Annotated in this window: 15 protein-coding genes; 6 read left to right on the top strand and 9 right to left on the bottom strand. The window is 66.6% G+C overall.

The window, feature by feature from the left end:
- Window positions 1-54 precede the first annotated feature (54 nt).
- Window positions 55-1,305 (bottom strand): S8 family serine peptidase, encoded by a 1,251-nt coding sequence (locus ASE00_RS13220; RefSeq protein WP_235538660.1) that lies wholly within the window; start codon window positions 1,303-1,305, stop codon window positions 55-57.
- Window positions 1,306-1,458: 153 nt separating this feature from the next.
- On the opposite strand from ASE00_RS13220, the gene ASE00_RS13215 reads away from it, so the two are divergent.
- The 4 genes from ASE00_RS13215 to ASE00_RS13205 all read left to right on the top strand — a co-directional run bounded on the left by ASE00_RS13215 (window position 1,459) and on the right by ASE00_RS13205 (window position 5,281).
- Entirely contained in the window at window positions 1,459-1,950 is a 492-nt protein-coding gene (locus tag ASE00_RS13215; RefSeq protein ID WP_056381669.1) for an RNA polymerase sigma factor, read from the top strand.
- The gene (locus ASE00_RS13210; protein ID WP_056380940.1) at window positions 1,947-2,639 is read left to right on the top strand and encodes an anti-sigma factor family protein; all 693 of its coding nucleotides are present in this window, start codon (window positions 1,947-1,949) and stop codon (window positions 2,637-2,639) included. The genes ASE00_RS13215 and ASE00_RS13210 overlap by 4 nt, the downstream gene beginning before the upstream one ends.
- A gap of 104 nt (window positions 2,640-2,743) precedes the next feature.
- Complete coding sequence (locus ASE00_RS23500) at window positions 2,744-2,956, top strand: hypothetical protein (protein WP_156405416.1); 213 nt, start codon at window positions 2,744-2,746, stop codon at window positions 2,954-2,956.
- Window positions 2,957-3,193: 237 nt separating this feature from the next.
- Window positions 3,194-5,281, top strand: coding sequence for a malate synthase G (locus tag ASE00_RS13205; protein ID WP_414819855.1), 2,088 nt, complete (start codon window positions 3,194-3,196; stop codon window positions 5,279-5,281).
- Between the two features lie 131 nt (window positions 5,282-5,412).
- Here ASE00_RS13205 and ASE00_RS13200 read toward each other — a convergent pair whose 3' ends face one another.
- The 8 genes from ASE00_RS13200 to ASE00_RS13165 form a co-directional block, all read right to left on the bottom strand.
- The gene (locus ASE00_RS13200) at window positions 5,413-5,808 is read right to left on the bottom strand and encodes an EF-hand domain-containing protein (RefSeq protein ID WP_056381667.1); all 396 of its coding nucleotides are present in this window, start codon (window positions 5,806-5,808) and stop codon (window positions 5,413-5,415) included.
- Between the two features lie 99 nt (window positions 5,809-5,907).
- A complete protein-coding gene (locus tag ASE00_RS13195) occupies window positions 5,908-7,362 on the bottom strand; it encodes an efflux transporter outer membrane subunit (protein ID WP_056380936.1) in 1,455 nt (484 codons plus the stop codon).
- Window positions 7,359-10,505 carry an efflux RND transporter permease subunit gene (locus ASE00_RS13190; RefSeq protein ID WP_056380934.1) on the bottom strand — a complete coding sequence of 1,049 codons (3,147 nt, stop codon included), beginning with the start codon at window positions 10,503-10,505 and terminating at the stop codon, window positions 7,359-7,361. The genes ASE00_RS13195 and ASE00_RS13190 overlap by 4 nt, the downstream gene beginning before the upstream one ends.
- 10 nt (window positions 10,506-10,515) lie before the next feature.
- A complete protein-coding gene (locus ASE00_RS13185; RefSeq protein WP_200957938.1) occupies window positions 10,516-11,673 on the bottom strand; it encodes an efflux RND transporter periplasmic adaptor subunit in 1,158 nt (385 codons plus the stop codon).
- 181 nt (window positions 11,674-11,854) lie between these two features.
- Complete coding sequence (locus ASE00_RS13180; RefSeq protein WP_235538659.1) at window positions 11,855-12,133, bottom strand: hypothetical protein; 279 nt, start codon at window positions 12,131-12,133, stop codon at window positions 11,855-11,857.
- Window positions 12,134-12,277: 144 nt separating this feature from the next.
- Window positions 12,278-13,405, bottom strand: a complete 1,128-nt coding sequence (gene prfB, locus ASE00_RS13175; RefSeq protein WP_056380928.1) for a peptide chain release factor 2 — start codon at window positions 13,403-13,405, stop codon at window positions 12,278-12,280.
- A 178-nt stretch (window positions 13,406-13,583) separates the two neighbouring features.
- Window positions 13,584-16,058 carry a penicillin-binding protein 1A gene (locus tag ASE00_RS13170; protein WP_056380926.1) on the bottom strand — a complete coding sequence of 825 codons (2,475 nt, stop codon included), beginning with the start codon at window positions 16,056-16,058 and terminating at the stop codon, window positions 13,584-13,586.
- 132 nt (window positions 16,059-16,190) lie between these two features.
- Complete coding sequence (locus tag ASE00_RS13165) at window positions 16,191-17,435, bottom strand: N-acetylmuramoyl-L-alanine amidase (protein ID WP_056380924.1); 1,245 nt, start codon at window positions 17,433-17,435, stop codon at window positions 16,191-16,193.
- A gap of 467 nt (window positions 17,436-17,902) precedes the next feature.
- On the opposite strand from ASE00_RS13165, the gene ASE00_RS13155 reads away from it, so the two are divergent.
- Together ASE00_RS13155 and ASE00_RS13150 are read left to right on the top strand one after the other, a co-directional pair.
- Entirely contained in the window at window positions 17,903-20,530 is a 2,628-nt protein-coding gene (locus tag ASE00_RS13155) for an Rne/Rng family ribonuclease (protein WP_200957924.1), read from the top strand.
- A gap of 82 nt (window positions 20,531-20,612) precedes the next feature.
- Window positions 20,613-21,992 (top strand): M48 family metalloprotease, encoded by a 1,380-nt coding sequence (locus ASE00_RS13150; RefSeq protein ID WP_156405415.1) that lies wholly within the window; start codon window positions 20,613-20,615, stop codon window positions 21,990-21,992.
- The last annotated feature ends 4 nt before the right edge of the window (window positions 21,993-21,996 follow it).

Genomic DNA, 21,996 nt, shown 5'->3' with positions numbered 1-21,996 from the left:
GCTCTCTTGTGACGCGGTGGATGCTGAAACAAGTCCAGCATGACGGTTGGGAGATCAGCGCGTCGCGCAGGGACCGCAGACGATCCCACGGCCATAGAGTCGCGCCGATCCACCCTTGGCAGCCTCACCAGACAGCAGTGCAACCGCCCGCGCCCGGGAAAGCATCCCCCCCGCCGACAGCCGCGCGAGCCGTCCCGCCACGAAGGGCGCGGCGAAGGATGTGCCGCGCACCTTCCCCACGCCGCCCGCCGCTTTCGCCGCGATCAGGTCCGCGCCGGGGGCGGAGAAATCGAGATGCGTCGCCCACCCGGCCTCGATCAACGCGCGCCCGCGCTCGTCGATGCCGGTCACCGCGATAACCTGCGGATAGGAGGCGGGAAAGGCGGGCGGGGCGGCTGCGCCGTCATTGCCGACCGCGGCGACCATCAGCACGCCGCGCTTGTCGGTCGCGGCGACCGCGCGGGCGAGCAGCGGATTGGGGGGGCCGGCGAGGCTGATATTGATCACCGCCGCGCCGCTGCCCGCCAGCCAGCCCAGCGCGCGGGCGATCGCCAGCGCGTTGCCGCCGCGCGGATCGCGGCCATAGATGTCGGCGGCGAGCAGCCTGCTCTGCGGCGATACCCCGCGCACCGCGCCCTGGCCGACCAGGATCGACGCGATCGCGGTGCCATGGTCGCCGGGAAAGGGCGAGCCCTGCGCGAAACCGCGCTGGACGATGTTGCCCGGCAGGGCCGGATGCTGCGCCACGCCGCCGTCGATCAGCCCGATCGTCGCGCCCGGGCCCGATGCCGCGACGGCCACGGGCCGTCCGCTGCCTTTCGCCGCAACGCCACTCGGCTGATAGATAGGGTTGGACTGGATCGTCGCGCCGGGTATCAGCCGGGCTAGCTGTTTCTCGGCCTTGGCGAGACTCACGCCGTTGGGCGCGCGCAATGTCGCCGAACCGATGCCGAGCCCTTCGATCTCGCCTTGCTCGACGATGGTGAATCCCTCTGCGGCAGCCGCTGCCAGCGCCGGGGCGGGCGCGTCGAGTGCGATCAATTCGCCCTTCACCGCCGGATCGCCGCGTGCATCGAATTCCAGCGCCTGCGGGTTCTGGCGGACCAGCGCGCCGAGCCGGTCGAGCCGGGTGCGGGCTAGCCGGTCGACGATGCCGCCCAGACCCGCCGCTGTGTCGGAAACCGTCGCGCCAACACTGTCGCCCAGCCGGTCGACGCCCTGGGTCACCTCGCCCAGCCCGCGTCCGAGCGGCGGCAGCAATTGCGCGGCGGTCGCTCCCGACAGGGTCAGAAGCGCTGCGAGCAAGAGATATCTGCCGCCTTTCAGCATCGGGACCGGCATCCTTTCATGGCCTTCATGATCAGCTTATCGCATCTCATGACTTTTCGTGGGATTAAACGCCCGGTGTCGCCCGTTTCATCCACAAGGGCGGTAAAAAGCGGAAAGGACGAGGTCGGCTTGACCCCATTCGAACGCGGATTGCTGGACCTGCTGCCCCGGCTGCGGCGCTTCGCCCGATCATTGGCGATCGACGCGGCCGATGCCGATGATCTGTGCCAGGTCGCGCTGGAAAAGGCACTGAAGGCCGAAGCGCTATGGGAGCCGGGAACGAGACTGGATTCGTGGATGTACAGGATCATGCGCAATTGCTGGATCGACGAGGTGCGGATGCGCAAGCGCCGGTCGGAGACGTTCGTCGCCGAAGAGGACGGCGTCGAGGTCGGCGAGGCTGACGACCGCCGGATCGAGGCGCGGGTCGAGCTGGGCAACGTCGACCGTGCGATGGCGGCGCTGCCGCCCGAGCAGCGCGAGGTGATCGCGCTGATCCTGGTCGAGGGGATGGCCTATAAGGAGGCCGCCGACCTGCTCGACCTGCCGATGGGCACCATAACCTCGCGGCTGGTGCGCGGGCGGCAGGCGCTGATGGAATTGCTGGGAGAAGCGGCATGACCGAGGAACAGATCATCGCCTATGTCGACGGCGAACTTGGCCCGATCGAGGCGCTGCGCTTCGAACGCGCGTTGGAGGCTGATCCCGCGCTTGCCGCGCAGGTCGAGCGGCACCGCAAGCTGCGCGCGCTGGTCGGCGGCCATTTCGCGCCGGTCGCGGCGGAGCCCTTGCCCGCGAAGCTGACCGCGCTGCTCGACAGCAATGTCGTCGCCTTCCCGGCGAAACGGAAGAGCGGCGGGTTCGGCCAGGGCGGGCGCTATGCCGCGATCACGGCGTCGCTCGTCGCCGGGCTGGTCGCGGGGCAATTCCTGTCGCTTGCGCCCTCCGGGCCGATTGGCGAGAAGGGCGGGGCAGTCGTGGCGCAGGGCGATCTCGCTCGCGCGCTCGACACCCAATTAGCCTCAGATAATAGCGGTTCCTACCGTATCGGGGTCAGCTTCCGCGACGGTGGCCAGCGCTATTGCCGCACCTTTACCGGGCGGGCCGGAGCCGGAATCGGCTGCCATGGCGAGGGCGGCTGGACATTGGAGCGTTTCGTCGCGGGCGCGCCGGGTGCGTCCAGCGGAGCCTATCGTCAGGCGGGCAGCGCCTCAGCGGACATTCTTGCCGCCGCGCAGGACATGATGGCCGGGGACCCGCTCGACGCTGCGGCTGAGCGGTCTGCGGCGGCGCGCGGATGGCGCCGATGAACCGAAGCTGTCGCAGATAAGGCATTTGGTTTCAGCACTGAAATATTCGAGCAAAAGAGCGGGCCGACAGGGGTTGTACGCCAACCCTGCGGAAGGATTCCGCCATGCCGCTCCAGCCGGCCCGTCAGACTACGCCGCAAGGCACGCCGATAAAACTCACCGCCGTCGGATGCGAGAATGGGCGCCACTCGGCGATCACCCGCTCTAAAGTCGAAATCGACGGCGTCGTCCACGCCGTGTGCCGCCATTGCGGCTGCGAACTGATGCGGCTTGGAGCGTCCCGCCGCTGGTTCCGCACCGGGCAAATGGGGGGCTGACCTCCCCCGATCGTCATTCCCGCGGAGGCGGGAATCCATAACCTCCGAACTGCAAGAGGTTCGAGCCTTTGAGAATATGGATCCCCGCCTGCGCGGGGATGACGGAAATTTTGAACGCTCGTCGCAGCATTTATTCCCAAAAAGAACAGATGCTTCAAATATTATCTTTATAGTGTCGAATGGCCATCTGCGCTAAGCGGGCCGCCTTCCATTTTCTGCGAGGCGGCGATGACGGCGATGATCGACAAGGCGGGGCTCAAGGTCGCGGACGTGCTCGTCCGCTTCATCGAGGATAAGGCGCTCCCCGGCACGGGCCTGGGCGCCGAGGCCTTCTGGCAGGGCGCGGCGGATATCTTCGCGCGCTTCACCCTCGAGAATCGCCGTCTGCTTGCCAAGCGCGACGATCTCCAGGCGAAGATCGACGCCTGGCATGTCGCGCAGGCGGGCAAGCCGCTCGACATGGCGGCGTATAGGGCGTTCCTGAGCGAGATCGGCTATCTCGTTCCTGAGCCCGCACCCTTCACGGTCGGATCGGCCAATGTCGACGCCGAGATCGCGACCACGGCGGGCCCGCAGCTCGTCGTGCCGATCCTCAACGCGCGCTTCCTGCTCAATGCTGCCAATGCGCGCTGGGGCAGCCTCTATGATGCGCTCTACGGCACCGATGCGATCCCTGGTGCTCCGGCGGGCAAGGGCTATGACGCAGCGCGCGGCGCGCAGGTGATCGCCTGGGCGAAGAATTTCCTCGACAAGGCGGTGCCGCTGGCGTCGGGCAGCTGGGCGGACTGGCAGGGCGGCGAGCCCGTGCTGGCCGATCCGGCGCAGCTCGTCGGCCGCGCGGGCGACAATCTGTTGTTCCGTCACAACGGCCTGCATATCGAGGTGGTGATCGACCGCACCCATGTGATCGGCAAGGACGATCCCGCCGGGATCGCCGACGTCATTCTCGAATCGGCGCTCACCACGATCTGCGATCTCGAGGATTCGGTCGCCGCGGTCGACGCGGAGGACAAGGTTGCGGCCTATGCCAACTGGCTCGGCCTGATGAAGGGCGATCTCGAGGACAGCTTCGAGAAGGGCGGCAAGATGATGACCCGCCGCCTCAACCCCGACCGCGCCTATACCGCGCCCGACGGCAGCGCCTTCACCCTGCCGGGACGCAGCGTCTGCCTGGTGCGCAACGTCGGCCATCTGATGACCAATCCCGCGGTGCTGCTGCCCGATGGCTCGGAGGCTCCCGAAGGCATCCTCGATGGCATCGTCACCAGCCTGATCGCGGTCCACGACATCAAGGGCCTCGGCAAGTACCGCAACAGCCTCACCGGCTCGGTGTACATCGTGAAGCCGAAGATGCACGGCCCCGAAGAAGCCGCGCTGACCAACAGCCTGTTCGACGCGGTCGAGGACCTGCTCGGCCTTGCGCGCCACACGCTCAAGGTCGGCGTGATGGACGAGGAGCGCCGCACCTCGGCCAATCTCGCCGCCTGCATCGCGGCGGTGAAGGACCGGATCATGTTCATCAACACCGGCTTCCTCGATCGCACCGGCGACGAGATGCACACCTCGATGCGCGCCGGGCCGATGATCCGCAAGGGCGACATGAAGACCAGCGACTGGATCACCTCCTATGAGGATCGCAACGTCCAGATCGGCCTCGCCTGCGGCCTCTCCGGCAAGGCGCAGATCGGCAAGGGCATGTGGGCCGCGCCCGACAAGATGGGCGACATGCTCGTCCAGAAGATCGGCCATCCGAAGACCGGCGCCAACACGGCCTGGGTGCCCTCGCCGACCGCCGCGACGCTGCACGCGACCCATTATCATGAGGTCGACGTCTTCGCCCGCCAGCAGGAGCGCAAGGCTGAGCCGATCGCCAGCCTTGATCGCCTGCTGACGATCCCCGTCGCGCAGGGCCAGAACTGGTCACCCGACGATGTCCGCGCCGAGCTCGACAACAATGCCCAGGGCATCCTCGGCTATGTCGTCCGCTGGGTCGATCAGGGCGTCGGCTGCTCAAAGGTGCCCGACATCCATGACGTCGGCCTGATGGAGGATCGCGCCACGCTGCGCATCTCCTCGCAGCATATGGCGAACTGGATGCTCCACGGCGTCTGCTCGGACGCCGAGGCCGACGCCGCGCTCAAGCGGATGGCGGTGAAGGTCGACGCGCAAAATGCGGGCGACCCGCTCTACCGCCCGATGGCGGGCAATGAGGACAAGAGCCTCGCCTATCAGGCTGCCCGCGCGCTGGTGTTCGAGGGGATCGAGCAGCCCAACGGCTATACCGAGCCGCTGCTGCACAAGTTCCGCCAGAAGGTGAAGGGCTAACCCTTCTTCCCCTCTCCCGCACGCGGGAGAGGGCCGGGGTGAGGGAATGACGTAGAGAGTCGCGGGTGGTCTTCTGAAAGAAGAAGACCCTCACCCAACCCTCTCCCGCGAATGCGGGAGAGGGCTAAGATTTACTTCACGAACAGCGCCGCCACCGACTGCTCGGCGACGCTCGCCACGCCGTCGCGGTTGGCGTCGGCCATGTCGAACAGCTCGAGCGGGCGGCCCTGCGCTTCGGACAGGGTCACCCGCCCGTCGCCGTCGACGTCGCTGCGTTCGAACCAGCTGCGGCCGATCCGGGTCAGCCCGCGGCCCTGGTCGGGCATCGCCGCCTGCTTCTCGCGATAGGCCTCGAACTCGTCGGGGCTGATGCCGCCGTCATGGTTGAGGTCCATCACCGCGAACTGCTTCTTGACGGTGGCGATTACCTCGCTGCGGCTGATCGGCCGCTCGCCGAGCTGAAGCCCGGCCTGCGCCGCGCTCGCGGCGGTGAGGGAAAGCAAAGCAAAAATCATGGTCCTGGTCATCGATTCGGTCCCATTGCACAAAGGCGGCTGCACCTAGCCGGGGACAACTGACGACAGGCTGAATGGGTTTCGCGGCGGGTCGATCGCGGCGCGGACGGGCTATTGCGCGTCTGCAGCCCTTGCCTTGTTGCCGCCACGGGCCGGCGGCAGCGTATCGACCAGCTGATCGCCGCCCAACGACTGATAGAGCGTGACGAGGTTCTGGGCCTTCACCAGCCGCGTGTTCACCAGCGTGCGCGCCGCCGAATAGGCAGTGCGCTGCGCGTCGAGCGTGTTGAGATAGGGATCGATCCCTTCGCGATAGCGCGCTGTGGCAAGGAACAGCGAGTCGCGCGCCGAGGCATCGAGCTGGCGGCTCGCGCCCAGCTGGCGGTCGATCGTCGCACGGCGGGCGAGCGCATCGGCCACGTCGCGGAACGCCGACTGGATCGCCTTCTGATAAGTGGCGAGGGCGAGGTCGCGTTGCGCCTTCGAATAGCGCAGATTGCCGATGTTCGCGCCGCCGTCGAAGATCGGCAGCGTCGCCGAGGGGGACACGCTCCAGGTGAAGGCGTCGCCGTCGAACAGGCTCGACAGCGCGGTGCTGGCGAACCCTGCCAGCGCGGTCAGCCCGATGCGCGGAAAGAAGGCGGCGCGCGCCGCACCGATCCGGGCATTGGCGGCGCGCAGGCCATATTCGGCTTCCACCACATCGGGTCGGCGCAGCAGGACCGAACTGTCGAGCCCGGCGGGGGCTTCGGCAAGCAGCCCGTCGACGCTCTCGATCGATGCCGGCAGCAGCGCCTCTTCGACTGGTGCGCCGATCAGCAGCTGCAGCGCGTTGCGGTCCTGTGCGACGGCGGTTTCCAGCGCCGCCTGATCGGCTTCGGCCTGGGCCAGCACCGTCTCGGCCTGGCGCAGGTCGGTACGCGGCGCGACCCCGCCCTTGAGCAGCGCGCGGGTCAGGTCGACGCTCTTCGCTGCGCTGGCGCGGGTCTCACCGGCGATCTTAAGCAGGCTGCGGTCGGCGGCGAGCGCCAGATAGACATTGGCGACCTGGGCGATCAGCGCCAGCCGCGCCCCGCGCTGCGCCGCCTCGCTGCCGAGATATTGGTTGAAGGCCGCATTGTTCAGGCTCCGCAGCCGCCCGAACAGGTCGATTTCCCAGCTCGCGCCCAGATCGGCGCTGTAGCTGGTCCGCCGTCCGCGCCCGGCATTGCCCGCGCCGGACGAGTTCTGGTTCGAACTGTCACCGGTGGTCAGCCCCGCCGAGGCGTCGACCTGCGGGAAGAGATCGGCGCGGGCAATGGTGGACAGCGCGCGCGCCGACTGGACATTGGCGAGCGCGGCCTTGAGGTCCTGATTGTTCGCCAGCGCCTGATCGATCAGCGCGACCAGATTCGGGTCGCGGAAAACGTCGCGATAGCTGAGCGTCGCATAGGGCGCTTCAGCCTGCGCGCCCTCGGCTGGCAACGCCGCCGGGATCGCGGGCGCGGGGCGGCGATAGGCCGGCTCGAAGCTGCACGCGCTCAGCGCCGTTGCAGATATCAGCAGCAGGACGAGGCGGCGGTTCATGCCGCGTCCTCCGCACGATGTTTGCGGCCCAGATATTTGCGCACCAGCACGAAGAACAGCGGCACGAAGAAGATCGCGAACAGCGTCGCGGTCGCCATGCCGCCCAGCACCGCGGTGCCGATCGCGACGCGCGCCTTGGCGCCCGCGCCGGTCGATATGGCAAGCGGCAGCACGCCGAACATGAAGGCGAAGCTTGTCATCAGGATCGGCCGCAGGCGGATGCGCGCGGCCTCCAGCGCGGCCTCGATCGGGGTCTTGCCTTCCTTCTCGGCCATTTCGGCGAACTCGACGATCAGGATCGCGTTCTTGGCGCTCAATCCCATGGTGGTGACGAGGCCGACCTGGAAAAAGACGTCATTCTCCAGCCCGCGCAGCAGCACCGCCAGCGTGGCACCGATCAGGCCGAGCGGGATTACCGCGATCACCGCGAGCGGGATCGACCAGCTTTCATAGAGCGCGGCCAGGCACAGGAACACGACGAGCAGCGACAGGCCGTAGAGCAGCGGCGCCTGGCCGCCCGACAACCGCTCCTGCAGGCTCAGGCCCGACCAGTCGACCGACACGTCGGGTATCTCGGCGGCGAGTTCGGATATCCGCTTCATCGCGTCGCCAGAGCTTTTGCCGGGGCCGCCCTGGCCCGAAATGGAGAAATTGGGTGTGCCGTTGAACCGGGTCAGCGCGGCGGGCGACTGGACCCAGCGCGTCGTGGCGAAGGCGGAGAAGGGCACCATCTCGCCGGTGGAGGAGCGCACATGCCAGGAGGCGAGGTCCTCGGGCCGGCTGCGGAAGGGCGCGTCGCCCTGGACGAACACCCGTTTCACCCGGCCCCGGTCGATGAAGTCGTTGACATAGAAGCCGCCCCACGCCGCCGAAAGCGTCTGGTTGACCGACGCCTGGCTCAGGCCGAGCGCGCCGACCTTCTCCGAATCGATATCGACCGCCAGCGTGGCGGAATCGTCGAGGGTATTGATGCGGACATTGGCGAGATCGGGATCGGCGGCGGCGGCGGCGAGCAACTGGTCGCGCCGTGCCTTGAACTCGGCGCGGCTGAGATTGCCGGTGTTGAGCAGCTCCATGGAAAAGCCCGACGTCTGCCCGAAGCCGGGGATCGCTGGCGGCGTCAGGATGAAGATCTGCGCATCACGGACCGACGAAAGGCCCTTGGTCAGCTCGCCTGAAATTGCTTCGGCGCTATTTTCCTTGCCCTTGCGATCGTCCCATGGCGCTAAGCCGATGAAGCCACGCCCGATATTCTGACCTTGGCCCCCGAAGCCCACGCCTGAGATCACGGCCATCGAGGTCACGTTCTTCGGCTGGCTCTCGCCGACATATTGTTCGATATGCTGTGCCACCGCGTTGGTACGCACCAGGGTGGCGCCGGGCGGCAGCTGATATTGCACCTGGGCGAGGCCCTGGTCCTCGCTCGGCAGGAAGCCGGTCGGCAGACGCATGAAGACGAAGCCCAGCGCGACCACGACCACCAGAAAGACGATCATCGCGGTCCGAGTCCGCCCGAACAGTTTTTCGACCGCGTCGCGATAGCGCTCGGTCGTCCGCTTGAACCAGATGTTGAAGCGGTCGCCGAAATGATGCGCCTTGCCGATCAGCCCGGTTCCAGCGGCACGGGCTTCCTTGTCGGTGCGCTTGAGCAGCGTCGCGGCCAATGCCGGCGACAGAACGAGCGCGACCAGCACCGACAGCGCCATCGACGAAACGATGGTGATCGAGAACTGGCGATAGATCACCCCGGTCGATCCGCCGAAGAAGGCCATCGGCAGAAACACCGCCGACAGCACCAGCGCGATAGCGATCAGCGCTGTGTTGATCTCCGCCATCGACTTGATCGTCGCTTCGCGCGGGCTGATGTCGGGGTCCTCCTCCATCACCCGCTCGACATTCTCGACCACGACGATCGCGTCGTCGACGAGCAGGCCGATCGCCAGCACCAGGCTGAACAGCGTCAGCGTGTTGATCGAGAAGCCCGCCGCCGCAAGAATGCCGAAGGTGCCGAGCATCACCACCGGCACCGCGATCGCCGGGATCAGCGTCGCGCGCCAGCTTTGCAGGAAGACGAACATCACCAGCACGACCAGCAGGATCGCCTCGAACAGGGTGATGACGACTTCCTCGATCGACAATTTTATGAAGGCGGTCGCGTCGTTCAGGAAACGATAGGTGTAGTTGGGCGGGAAGCGGTCTTCGGCCTTGGTGACATAGTCCTTCACCAGTTCCGCAGTCTTGAGCGCGTCCGCTCCTGGGGCGAGCAGCACGGCGAGCGCGGCGCCCGGGTGGCGGTTGAAGCGCCCGACGACATTATAGCTTTCGCTGCCCATCTCGACCCGCGCGACATCGCGCAGCAGCACCTGCGATCCGTCATTCTGCGTCTTGACGATGATCTTCTGGAACTGGTCGACCGAGGTCAGCCGCGACCGCGAGGTGACGATCGCGTTGAGCATCTGTTCGTCGGACGACGGCACGCCGCCGATCTGCCCGGCGGAGATCTGCGCGTTCTGTGCCTGGATCGCGGCGGTCACGTCCTCGGGCGTCAGCCGGACGCTGGCCAGCTTATAGGGGTCGAGCCAGATGCGCATCGCATAGGGCGCACCGAAGACGTTGACGTCGCCTACGCCGGGCAGCCGGCTGATCCCGTCCTGCAGGTTGGACGACAGAAAATCGGCAACGTCGAGGTTGGTCGACCGATTGCTTTCGTCATAGACCGCGACGACCATCAGGAAGTCGCTGTTCGACTTGGTGACGACCAGGCCCTGTTGCTGGACCTGCTGGGGCAGACGCGGCAGCGCCTGCTGCACCTTGTTCTGCACCTGGACCTGGGCGATGTCCGGGTCGACGCCCTTTTCGAAGGTGACGTTGATCTCGGCGCGGCCCGCCGATGTCGACGAGGAGGAGAAATAGAGCAGCCCGTCGATCCCCGACAGCTGCTGCTCGATCACCTGGGTGATGTTCGATTCGACCGTCTCGGCCGACGCGCCGGGATAATTGGCGCGGATATTGACCGACGGCGGAGCGATGTTCGGATATTGCGACACCGGCAGGCTCAGCAGCCCGCCCGTGCCCAGCAGCATGATCACGATCGCGATCACCCATGCGAAGATGGGCCTATCGATGAAGATACGCGAGATCATCGGCTGGCGCTCAACCGGCCTTCGCGGGGGCGGCGGGCGCTTGCGGCGGCGATCCGGCGGGAACCGGGCGGATTGGCTTGTCGGGCCTGATCTTGCCCAGCCCCTCGACGATCACCTTGTCGCCCGGCTTCAGCCCGGCCGTGATCAGCCATTTGTCGCCGACGGTGCGGTCCGCGGTCACTTGGCGCAGTTCGGCCTTGTCGCCCTTGCCGACGACCAGCACGGTCGCTTCGCCCTTGGGGTTCCGGCTCACCCCGGCCTGGGGCACCAGGATCGCATCCCGTCTGGTGATCTGCGAGAGCGAGGCGCGGACATACATGCCGGGCAGCAACATGCCCTGCGGATTGGGGAAGCGCGCCCGCAGGGTGACCGAGCCCGTCGCCGGGTCGACCATCGCTTCCGAGAATTGCAGCCGCCCTTCCAGCCCGTAATCGCTGCCGTCTTCCAGCTTCAGCCGCACCGTCGCCGCCGATGGGCTCGCTTGGTCGCCCGCGAGTTGACGGCGCAGCGCGAGCAGGTCGGCGCTCGACTGCTGGATATCGACATAGATCGGGTCGAGCCGCTGGATGGTGGTCAGCGGATCGGCCTGCCCGGCGGACACCAGCGCTCCGGTGGTGACCAGCGATCGGCCGATCCGCCCGCTGATCGGCGCGGGAACCCGGGTGAAGCGCAGGTTGATCCGTGCGGTCTCGAGCTGGGCGGCGTTCTGCGCGACCGCGGCCGAAGCCTGCTTCGCGGTGGCCGCGGCGTCGGTATAGTCCTGTTTGCTGACCGCCTCGATCTGCGCGAGCGGCTTGAAACGCGCGGCGCGCGCGGCGGCGGCTTCGCGCTGGGCGCGGGCATTGTCCAGATTGGCGGCGGCCTGGTTCAGCGCCGCGCGGTAGAGGCTTGGATCGATCTGGTAGAGCGTCTCGCCCGCATGGACGATGCTGCCCTCGGTGAACAGCCGCGCCTTGACGATGCCGCTCACCTGGGGGCGGACTTCGGACATCTCAAAGGCGGCGGTGCGGCCCGGCAGCTCGACGAGCAGCGGTACCGACTCGGTCTTCACCACCACATAGCCCGCCTCGGGCGTGGGGGGAGAGGGCTTCTCCTTCGAACAGCCCATGAGCGTCAGGGCAGTGGCAAGGACGACCAGAGAAAGACGGCCCGTCGGCAGGTTGCGCATGTCGGAATCTTCGCAAAAGGTTTGCGGCATAGCGTGGTGCTAGCCGTACCGACCGGTTTAAACAATCGTCGGACTGTGCGGTTGCGAAGTTTTTTCGATGTCAGAATTGCAACATTTGCGGTGCTCCCTCCCGCTGAAGGGAGGGAGCTTTGACGCATTGCAACGTGGAATGGCGGCTTCGTTAGCGACAGACGCGATAGCGCTGCCCGTAATGCCACTCGTTCCAGCAACGATTATTGTGGCGGTAATAGCGGCGGTCTTTCTTCCAGTGCCGGCTGTTATGCCAGCGCCGGTCATTGTCCCAACGCCGATTATCGTGGCCCCAATGCCGGTCATGGTCCCAGCGGCGATTATCTTCCCAGCGCCGATCGTCCCAGCGGTCACGCGCCTCGGCCGCACCGCTTACGCCCATTGCCGCAACGGCCAGACCAATGGCGGCGAACAAAGTCTTCATCCTCATCACACATTCTCCTCTCGCCCGGCCCCACGGGTGAGAGATGAATAGGCGACGGATGAATTCGCTCCGCTGAACGCGTCCTTCATCTGGGATACAGGTTAACACCTGGGCATCCCGGCAAAAACAGGGGCGACGTCGCGCCCTTTTTTAATCCACATCCTCGACGTCGACGGTCTCGCCGGTCACGCGCTGCGACAGTGCCGCCGCCATGAACCTGTCGAGATCGCCGTCGAGCACGTCCGAAGGCGCGGTCGAGGTGACCCCGGTGCGCAGGTCCTTCACCATTTGATAGGGCTGCAGGACATAGGAGCGGATCTGGTGGCCCCAGCCGATCTCGGTCTTGGCGGCATAGCCCGCCATCGCCTCGGCCTCGCGAATCGCCAACTCGCGTTCGTACAGCCTGGCCTTGAGCTGCTTCATCGCCTCGGCCTTGTTCTTGTGCTGCGAGCGCTGGTTCTGGCAGGCGACGATGATCCCGGTGGGCATATGGGTGATGCGCACCGCCGAATCGGTGGTGTTGACGTGCTGCCCGCCCGCGCCGGATGAGCGGTAGGTGTCGATCTTCAGGTCCTTTTCGAGCACCTCGATGTCGATGTCCTCGTCGACCTCGGGGTAGACCCAGACGCTCGCGAAGCTGGTGTGGCGGCGCGCCGCCGAATCATAGGGGCTGATCCGGACCAGTCGGTGCACGCCGCTCTCGGTCTTGGCATAACCATAGGCGTTCTCGCCCTTGATCAGCAGCGTGGCTGACTTGATTCCGGCCTGTTCACCGGCATGGTAATCGACCAGCTCGACCTTCAATCCGCGGCGCTCGGCCCAGCGGCTGTACATGCGTTGCAGCATGCCGGCCCAGTCCTGGCTCTCGGTGCCGCCAGCGCCAGCGTTGACCTCGATATAGCTGTTGTTGCCGTCAGCCTCGCCTGCCAGCAGCGCGGAGATCTTGTCCTTCTCGGCGCGCTCCGCCAATGCGGCCAGCGCGGCGACGCCGTCATTGACCAGGCCGTCATCGCCCTCGGCCTCCGCCATCTCCATCAGCTCGACCGTGTCGTCGCGCTCCTGCTCGATCGACTTGACCGCGGCGACCGCCTCGTCGAGGCGGCGGCGCTCGCGCATCACCTCCTGCGCGGCCTTGGCGTCGTCCCACAGCTTGGGGTCCTCGACGCGGTTGTTCAGCTCGTCGAGCCGGCGGAGTGCACGATCCCAGTCCAGGAAGCGGCGGACGAGCGCCATCGCCTGGTTGATCTGATCGACACTGGCTTGCGCTTCGGCGCGCATAATCGGAACCTCTCGAACATATGATGCGGGCGGTAGCGCCCAACCCAAAAACACCCGCTCATCCTGAGGAGCCGCTGAGCTTGTCGAAGTGGCGTCTCGAAGGATCCTTCGAGACGGAGCCTTCGCCTTCGCTCAGTCTCCTCCTCAGGATGAGCGGGAGGGGACATGATGCGCTGCCCTAGTAGATACCGTCCTGGCTTTGCAAGAATTCGCTGTCGGTGGTTGCCCGCGCCGGGGCCTGTGCCGCGCGCTTGGCAATCTCGTCGCGGCGGATCGTGCGGCGGGGCTCGCTCTCGGGCTTGAACGCCTCCCAGATCACTGGGCTGTAATAGCTGCCATCGGGCCAGGCGCCGAACACGCGGCGGCCGGTCTTGCGGTCGATGCGGATCATGCGGATGCCGGCTGGAGCCTGGAAGGGGACGACCGGCATGTCCTTCATCGCCTTGGCGGCGAAGGCATGGAAGATCGGGGCGGCGATCGTACCGCCCTGCGCATAGCCGCCCATCGACCGTGGATTGTCGTAGCCGAGGTAGAGGCCGCCGACCATGTCGGCCGATCCGCCGACGAACCAGACATTGGTCGGCCCGGACGAAGTACCGGTCTTCCCGAACATCGGCCTGCCCAGGTCGCGCAGCACGGTCGCGGTGCCGCGCTCGACCACGCCTTCCATGATGTGCAGCATCTGATAGGCGGTCATCGCGTCGATCACCTGCTTGGCGCGGACGCGCGGGCGCGGCATTGGCCGGCCGTCCCACTTCGCCATGTTGCAGCCTTCGCAGGGCCGCTTGTCGGCGCGCCAGATGATCTTGCCGTTGCGATCCTGGACATAGTCGATCAGCGTCGGCGTCAGCGCGCGACCCTGGTTGGCGAACATCGAATAGGCGTTGACCATCTTCAGTACCGTCGTCTCGCCCGCGCCCAGCGAATAGGCGAGATAGGGCGGATAGTCGCCGACCCCCATCGCCTTGGCGGTATGGACGACCTTGTCCATGCCGATCTGGCTGGCGGTCCGCACCGTCATCAGGTTGCGCGACTGTTCGACGCCCCAGCGCATCGTCTGCTGCCCGGCATTGGCCCCGCTGAAATTCTTGAAGCATTTCTGGCCGAGCCGCGCCGACTGGAACACGCAGAAGGGGCCGTCGATGATGATCGAGGCCGGGGTCATGCCATTGTCCAGCGCGGCGGCGTAGACGAACGGCTTGAAGGTCGATCCCGGCTGGCGCTGCGCCTGGGTGGCGCGGTTGAAGGACGAGCCGCGCGAATCGAAGCCGCCCTGCATCGCCAGAACCTGCCCGGTGTGCGGGTTCTGGACGACCATGCCGCCCGAGATATTGGGGATGCTGCGCAGCTGCCACGCATCGCCCTCGCGCCGCACGACGATCACGTCGCCGGGCTTGAGGAAATCGAATGCGCGGCCGCCGACACCAGCCTTGGGCTGGGTCGCGCCCCAGCTCGGCAGCATGCCGCGCGATCCGTTCTCGAAGCCGATCTCCGCCGCCGATCCATCGCGCGACAGCACCACGGCGGGGTACCAGTTGGCATAGCCCGCGCCGATGTTCATGCTCGACAGGCTGCGCGGCCAATTGTCGTCGATGTCGATCTTGCCGAGCCGCCCGCGCCATCCCGCGGCGGCCTCGAAGCGAACCAGTCCGTCGCGCAGCGCGCCTTCGGCGGCATCCTGCACCTTGCCGTCATAAGAGGTCCGCACCCACAGCCCGCCCGAATAGATGGCGTTGGGGCCATCGGTGGCGGTCTGTCCGTAGCGCTCGATGAGCTGGCGGCGGACCTCTTCCATGAAATAGCCGCCGACGCTCGGCCGGGGTGCATAGCGTGGCACGATGCCCAGCGGCGCGGCGCTCGCCTCCTCGCGCTGCGCCGCGGTGATGAAGCCGTTCTCCTGCATCTGTCGCAGCACATAGTTGCGCCGCTCGATCGCCCGGTCGGCGTGGCGCTCGACCGTATAGTTGGACGGCGCCTTGGGCAGGATCGCCAGATAGGCGATCTCGGGCAGGGTCAGGTCGCCGACATCCTTGCGGAAATAGGCGCGGCTGGCCGACTGGACGCCATAGGCGTTCCGGCCGAGGAATATCTGGTTGAGATAGAGCTCGAGTATCTGGTGCTTGGTCAGCGCGTCCTCGATCCGGAAGGCCAGGATCGCCTCGCGCACCTTGCGCGCGATAGAATAATCGTCGCCGACGATCAGGTTTTTGGCCACCTGCTGGGTGATCGTCGATCCTCCCTTGGCGCGCCGCCCGCTGCCGACCTTGGTCGCATAGTCCCACATCGCGCCGGCCAGGCCGCCGATGTCGATACCGGGATGGCTGAAGAAGGTCTTGTCTTCCGCTGAGATGAAGGCGTTGATCAGCATCGGCGGATATTCGCCATAGGACAGCTGCACGCGCCGCTCGCGCGCGAAGTCGGCGATCGGCTCGCCGTCATTGCCGCGGACGTTTGTGGGAAGCGGCGGCTGATAGGCGAGCAGCGCGTCTGCCGAGGGCAGTCCGCGCGCGAAGAGCGCCCACATCAGCAACATGAACGCCGCCGCCGACCACAGCACATAGCCAGACCAGCGCCAGACCCGATACTGCTTCAGATAGCGGGCATGCGCACGCCAGCCGGGAAAGGGGTTGTGGATGGCGGGGAGCTTCAGCACCGGGCGGCTCTATACAACCCGTCATTCCCGCGAAAGCGGGAATCCACGGACAAGATGGACAAGAGGCTCCTGCGGGCCGCCGTCGATGGATTCCCGCTTTCGCGGGAATGACGGGGGGAGAGGGTGAACAAGCTATTCGCCTGCCAGCCGCCGCGCGAAGTGTATCTCGATCGCCTTGCGCACGCCCACGGCGATGTCGCGGCGATATTCCTTCGACAGCAGCAGCGCGAGATCGTCATTGTTCGAGATATAGCCCGTCTCGAGCAGCACCGACGGCACGTCGGGGGCCTTTAGGACGATCAGCCCGGCGAAGCGGTGTGCATCGTCCTTGAACTTAACGGTCGGCGACATCTCGCGCTGGAGCAGCGTCGCGAATTGCGAGGAGATGTTCATCGTCTCGCGCTGGGCGAGATCGAGCAGGATCGACGACACCTCGTTGTTCTCGCCGCCCAGATCGATGCCGTTGAGGATGTCGGCGCGGTTTTCCTTGGCGGCTAGCTGGGCCGCGACCCGGTCGGACGCAACTTCGGACAGCGTGTAGATGCTCGCCCCGCGCGCGGTGGTGTTCACCGCGCTGTCGGCATGGACCGAGATGAACAGGTCGGCCTTCAGCCGCCGCGCTATCTCGCGGCGCTCGCCGAGAACCAGGAAACGGTCGTCATTGCGGGTCATCGCGACGCGCACCCGGCCCGATGCGACCAGTTCGTCGCGTATCTCCCGCGCGATCGCCAGCGCAATATTCTTTTCCTTCTGGCTGCCATCGGTCGATTGCGAGCCTGGATCATGTCCGCCATGGCCCGCGTCGATGACGACCAGCGGCCGCTTGGTTCCGCGCGCGCCCGTGACCGGCGGCACAGTGAGCGGCTTGGGCGGGTCGAGCGGCACGGTGATCCCGCCGCGCTGCGGCGCGCGGGCGTCGACCGGCTTGCTGGCGGCGGTGTCGAGGCCGAACAGCTGGCGGCCCTTGCGCACCGCACGGGTGAACAGATTCTCGCTGACCGGCTTCAGGGTCAGCGTCAGCATTCTGTGATCGGGCGAGAAGCTGGCATCGGAGACGACCGCGGGCTTGTTGAGCTCGAACACCACCCGGGCGGTGTTGGGGTCGTACTGGCCATGGCGGGTTGAGGAGATCATGCCGCCCGATGCGGCGATCCGCCCCATCCGCGCGCCGGGCAGATCGACCGCGATGCGCTGCGGCGCCGCCAGCATGAAGGCCGACGCGGTCGCGACTGGCTGGTCGAACCGCATCGTCACGCTGGTGTCGCCGATGTCGATCGCCGAAATCGACGCCGCGGCGCGGGCGATCGAGGGGGCGAACAGCAGCAGGATCGCGCACAGGCAAAGGGCGAGACGCTGGCAGAAAGATGATCTTGGCAAAATGGCCCCGCGATACCCCGCCGGTCCCGAAACGCCGACAGCGCTGATACTTAACCAAAGCTGGACCGCTCTTGTCCAGTGTGGTGATGCTTGCTCCCGCGAGCATCGGATGCTAGCACCGCTTGTCCGGAACACGGCCGATGTGCGCCCTATGCGCGGATCGCCAGCGCCGTTCCGGGCCGGCCGCCGTGATTTCGCGGCGGTGTAACAGGTTGACGATCGCATGAGTCATTTTTCGCACCAGTTCGAACGCTGCCAGAATCTTGGCGGCGCTTGGATTGGCGCCTGTTATCCGGCGCATCGCGCCGGATGTGACGATGCGACGGCTGCGAACACCCATATTTTTCCACCTTTGATGACGCTTCCGGGCGCGATGCGGCTTGCCGCGCCGCCGGGGGGCGTTTCGTCAGCATATCGCGCGTGCCGGCCCGGCCTTGCCGCCGGCCCACGCGCCTGGAGAGCTTTGAATGACAACCCGCATGCTTATCGACGCACGCCACCGGGAGGAAACCCGCGTGGCGGTCGTCCAGGGGAACCGGATCGAGGAATTTGACTTTGAGTCTGCTGAAAGGAAGCAGCTCAAGGGGAATATCTATCTCGCCAAGGTAACGAGGGTCGAACCGTCGCTTCAGGCGGCGTTCGTGGATTATGGCGGCAACCGCCACGGTTTTCTTGCCTTCTCGGAAATCCACCCCGATTATTATCAGATCCCCAAGGAGGATCGCGAGGCGCTCCTCCGCGAGGAGGCCGAGCACGCCGCCGAGGAAGAGGCGCTGCGCGCCCGTGAAGCCGAACATGACGATCATGATCAAGAGATCGACGATGATGGCCATGACCATCATGACGAGCATGATCATGACCATGAACACGACCATGACGGGGAGGGCGAGGAAAAGCCGCGCCCGCGCCGCGAATCGGTCGGCGGGTCCGACGATGTCGAGAATCTGCGCCAGCGCCGGATGAACCTGCGCCGCCGCTACAAGATCCAGGACGTGATCCGCCGGCGGCAGGTGCTGCTGGTCCAGGTCGTCAAGGAAGAGCGCGGCAACAAGGGCGCGGCGCTGACCACCTATCTGTCGCTGGCCGGCCGCTATTGCGTGCTCATGCCCAACACCAGTCATGGCGGCGGTATCAGCCGCAAGATCTCGAACGCGGCCGATCGCAAGCGTTTGAAGACGATCATGGCCGACCTGAACCTGCCGAAGACGATGGGCTGCATCGTCCGCACCGCGGGCCTCCAGCGCACCAAGACCGAGATCAAGCGCGACTTCGACTATCTCGCCAGGCTCTGGGACGAGATTCGCGAGAACACGCTGGGCTCCTCGGCGCCCGCGCTGATCTATGGCGACAGCGACCTGATCAAGCGCGCGATCCGCGACATCTATAACCGCGACATCGATCAGGTGATCGTCGAGGGCGAGGACGGCTATCGCCAGGCGCGCGCCTTCATGAAGCTGCTGATGCCCAGCCACGCAAAGAAGGTCGAGCTCTATGCCGACGCCGTGCCGCTGTTCCAGCGTTTTGGCGTCGAGGATCAGCTCGCGGCGATGTACCAGCCTCTGGTCCAGCTCAAGTCGGGCGGCTATCTGGTGATCAACCCGACCGAGGCGCTCGTCTCGATCGACATCAACTCGGGCCGCTCCACCCGCGAGCATAATATCGAGCAGACCGCAACCGCGACCAACCTCGAGGCCGCGCACGAGATCGCCCGCCAGCTGCGCCTGCGCGACATGGCCGGCCTCGTCGTCATCGACTTCATCGATATGGAGAACAACTCCAATATCCGGAAGGTCGAGAAGGCGATGAAGGAGGCGCTGAAGAACGATCGCGCCCGCATTCAGGTTGGCCGTATCTCCAGCTTCGGCCTGTTCGAGATGAGCCGCCAGCGGCTGCGCACCGGCGTGCTCGAAGCTTCGACCCGGCAGTGCCCGCATTGCGAGGGCACCGGCTTGGTCCGCACCGCATCGTCGGCCGGTCTCTCGGCGCTGCGCATGCTGGAAGACGAGGCTGCGCGCGGCCGTGGCTCGCGGCTCATGCTGCGCGCCAGCCAGGAAGCGGCGCTTTACGTCCTCAACCGCAAGCGCGCCGAACTCGCCGAGATCGAGGACCGCTATGGCGTCGTCATCGAGATCCTGTCGGACGGCACACTCGAAGGCGCGCGTATGAGCGTCGAGGCCGGCGGCCCGCCGCCCAGCCATGCGCCGCGCCTGCCCGCGCCGGTCCTGATCGAAGCCGACGACGATGACGATATCGTCGAGGATGAGATCGAGGACGAAGAGGAGGAAGCTGAGGCCGAGGGCCGTGGTCGCGACCGTGAAGAGGGCGAGGACGGCGAGCGTGGCGAAGGGCGTGGTCGCCGTCGCCGTCGCCGTCGCCGCCGTGGCGGCCGTGGCCGCGACCAGGAAGGTCATGGCGAAGCCGCCGAGGGCGAAGGCGAGGGCACCGACGCTGCTGAGGGTGAGGAAAGCGCCGAACCCGTCGAAGCCAATGGCGATGATGCTGGGGAGGAACGCGAAGGCGAGCCGCGCCGCGGCCGCCGCCGTGGCCGCCGCTCGGGCCGCCGCCGTGGCGGCGAGGGTGCTGCCGAGGGCGCGTCCGTGGAGGACGCTCCCGCCGAGCAGGCCGAGGCGATCATGGCGGAGGAGCTGCCTGCTCCGGCGCCGGTGATCCAGGAAGCGGCCGCAGAGGAAGCGCCCAAGCCCCGCCGCCGTCCCCGCGCGCGCAAGGCCGATGCGGTAGCCGCTCCGGCCGAGGAAAGCGCGCCCGCGCCGGAGCCTGTGGCGGAGCAGGTCGCCGAAGCGCCTGCCGAAGAGGCGCCCAAGCCGCGCCGTGGCGGCCGCCGCAAGAAGGTCGAGGCCGAAGCGGCTCCGGTCGAGGCTCCGGTGGCCGAAGCCCCCGCCGCCGCCGAGCCGGTCGCTGAGGAAGTCGCCGCCGAGCCCGCGCCCAAGAAGCGCCGGACCCGTGCCAAGGCGTCGCCCGGCGAGACGGTCGAAGTGACCGCCGCGCCTGTCGAGCCCGCGCCCGCCGAGGGCGAAGCGGAAGATGAGGACGGCCCGCCGCGCCGTGGCTGGTGGCAGCGGACCTTCGGCGCATAGGAATGATGGGCGGGCCGGCGTTGTTCGGCCCGCCGCATCGCTTCACGCGCGGTTAAGTTGGGTCCGGTGAGGATCGATGATCATGCGTCCTGCCCCATTGTCACTATTGCTGCGCCGGGCCGCGCGCGCGTTGCTCGTCGCGGCGCTGGCGCTGACCATGACTGCGCAGCCGGTGATGGCGCAGAGCATCCTCCGCGACGCCGAAACCGAAGCCTATCTCCACGAAATCGCCGCGCCGATCATAGCCGCGGCTGGGCTCCAGCCCAATCAGCTCGACATCATCCTGATCGGCGACAAGTCCATCAACGCCTTCGTCGCCGGCGGGCAGGCGGTCTATATCCATAGCGGGCTGATCGAAGCCGCCGACAACAGCAACGAGATCCAGGGCGTGATCGCCCATGAACTCGGCCATATCACTGGCGGCCATGTCATCACCTCTGGCCAGGGTGCGAAGGCGGCGACCGGCATCTCACTGCTGTCACTGTTGCTTGGCGCCGCGGCGATGGCGGCGGGCGCGGGCGAGGCGGCGATGGGGGTGATGATGGCGGGGCAACAAGCCGCGCTCGGCAAATTCCTCGCCTTCAACCGCGTACAGGAGGCGAGCGCCGACGCCGCAGCGATCGGATTCCTCGATCGTGCCGGGATCAGCGGCAAGGGGATGCTCAGTTTCTTCCTGAAGATGCGCAAGGAGGAGTATCGTTATATCTCTTCCTATTCCGAGATCGATCCCTTCATGCAGACCCACCCGCTGTCGGGCGACCGTGAGGCGGCGCTGTCGGCGGACGTGCTCAAATCGCCCAATTACAACAAGAAGACCGATCCGGCGCTCGACGTGAAGTTCAAGCGGATCAAGGCCAAGCTGATCGGTTTCATGGATGATCCGACGACGGCGCTGCGCAAATATCCCGAGACCGACCAGAGCCCGTCGGCCCATTATGCCCGCGCCTACGCCTGGCATCGCGGCGCCTATCCCGACAAGGCGATCGAGGAGGTCGACAAGCTGGTCGCCTCCGCGCCGAACGACCCCTATTTCCGCGAATTGCAGGGACAGATTTTGCTCGAATCAGGCAAGCCTAAGGAGGCGCTCGCGCCGCTCCGCATAGCGGTGCGGGGGTCACGCGGCACTCCGCTGATCGCATCGCTGCTCGGACACGCGCTGGTCGCGACCGAGGATCCGGCCAATCTTGCGGAGGCGCGCGACGTCCTCAAGGTCGCGGTGGCGCGTGATCGCGACAACCCCTTCGCATGGTACACGCTCGGTATGGCCTATGCGCGGCTGGGTGACGAGCCGCGCGCCCAGCTGGCGACCGCCGAGCGCTATGCGCTGATCGGCGACAATCGTCAGGCGATGGCCAGCGCCGAGGCGGCGATGGCGCGCATCCCGCGCGGCACGCCTGATTATCTGCGCGCCGAGGATATCGCGCTTGCGGCGCGCGGTGCGGCGAGCGATCGTCGCAAATGATGCC

Source organism: Sphingomonas sp. Root710 (assembly GCF_001429065.1).
GTDB lineage: Bacteria > Pseudomonadota > Alphaproteobacteria > Sphingomonadales > Sphingomonadaceae > Rhizorhabdus.
Note: the sequence above shows the minus strand (reverse complement) of the source record. Positions and strands in the feature narration are given on the sequence as shown.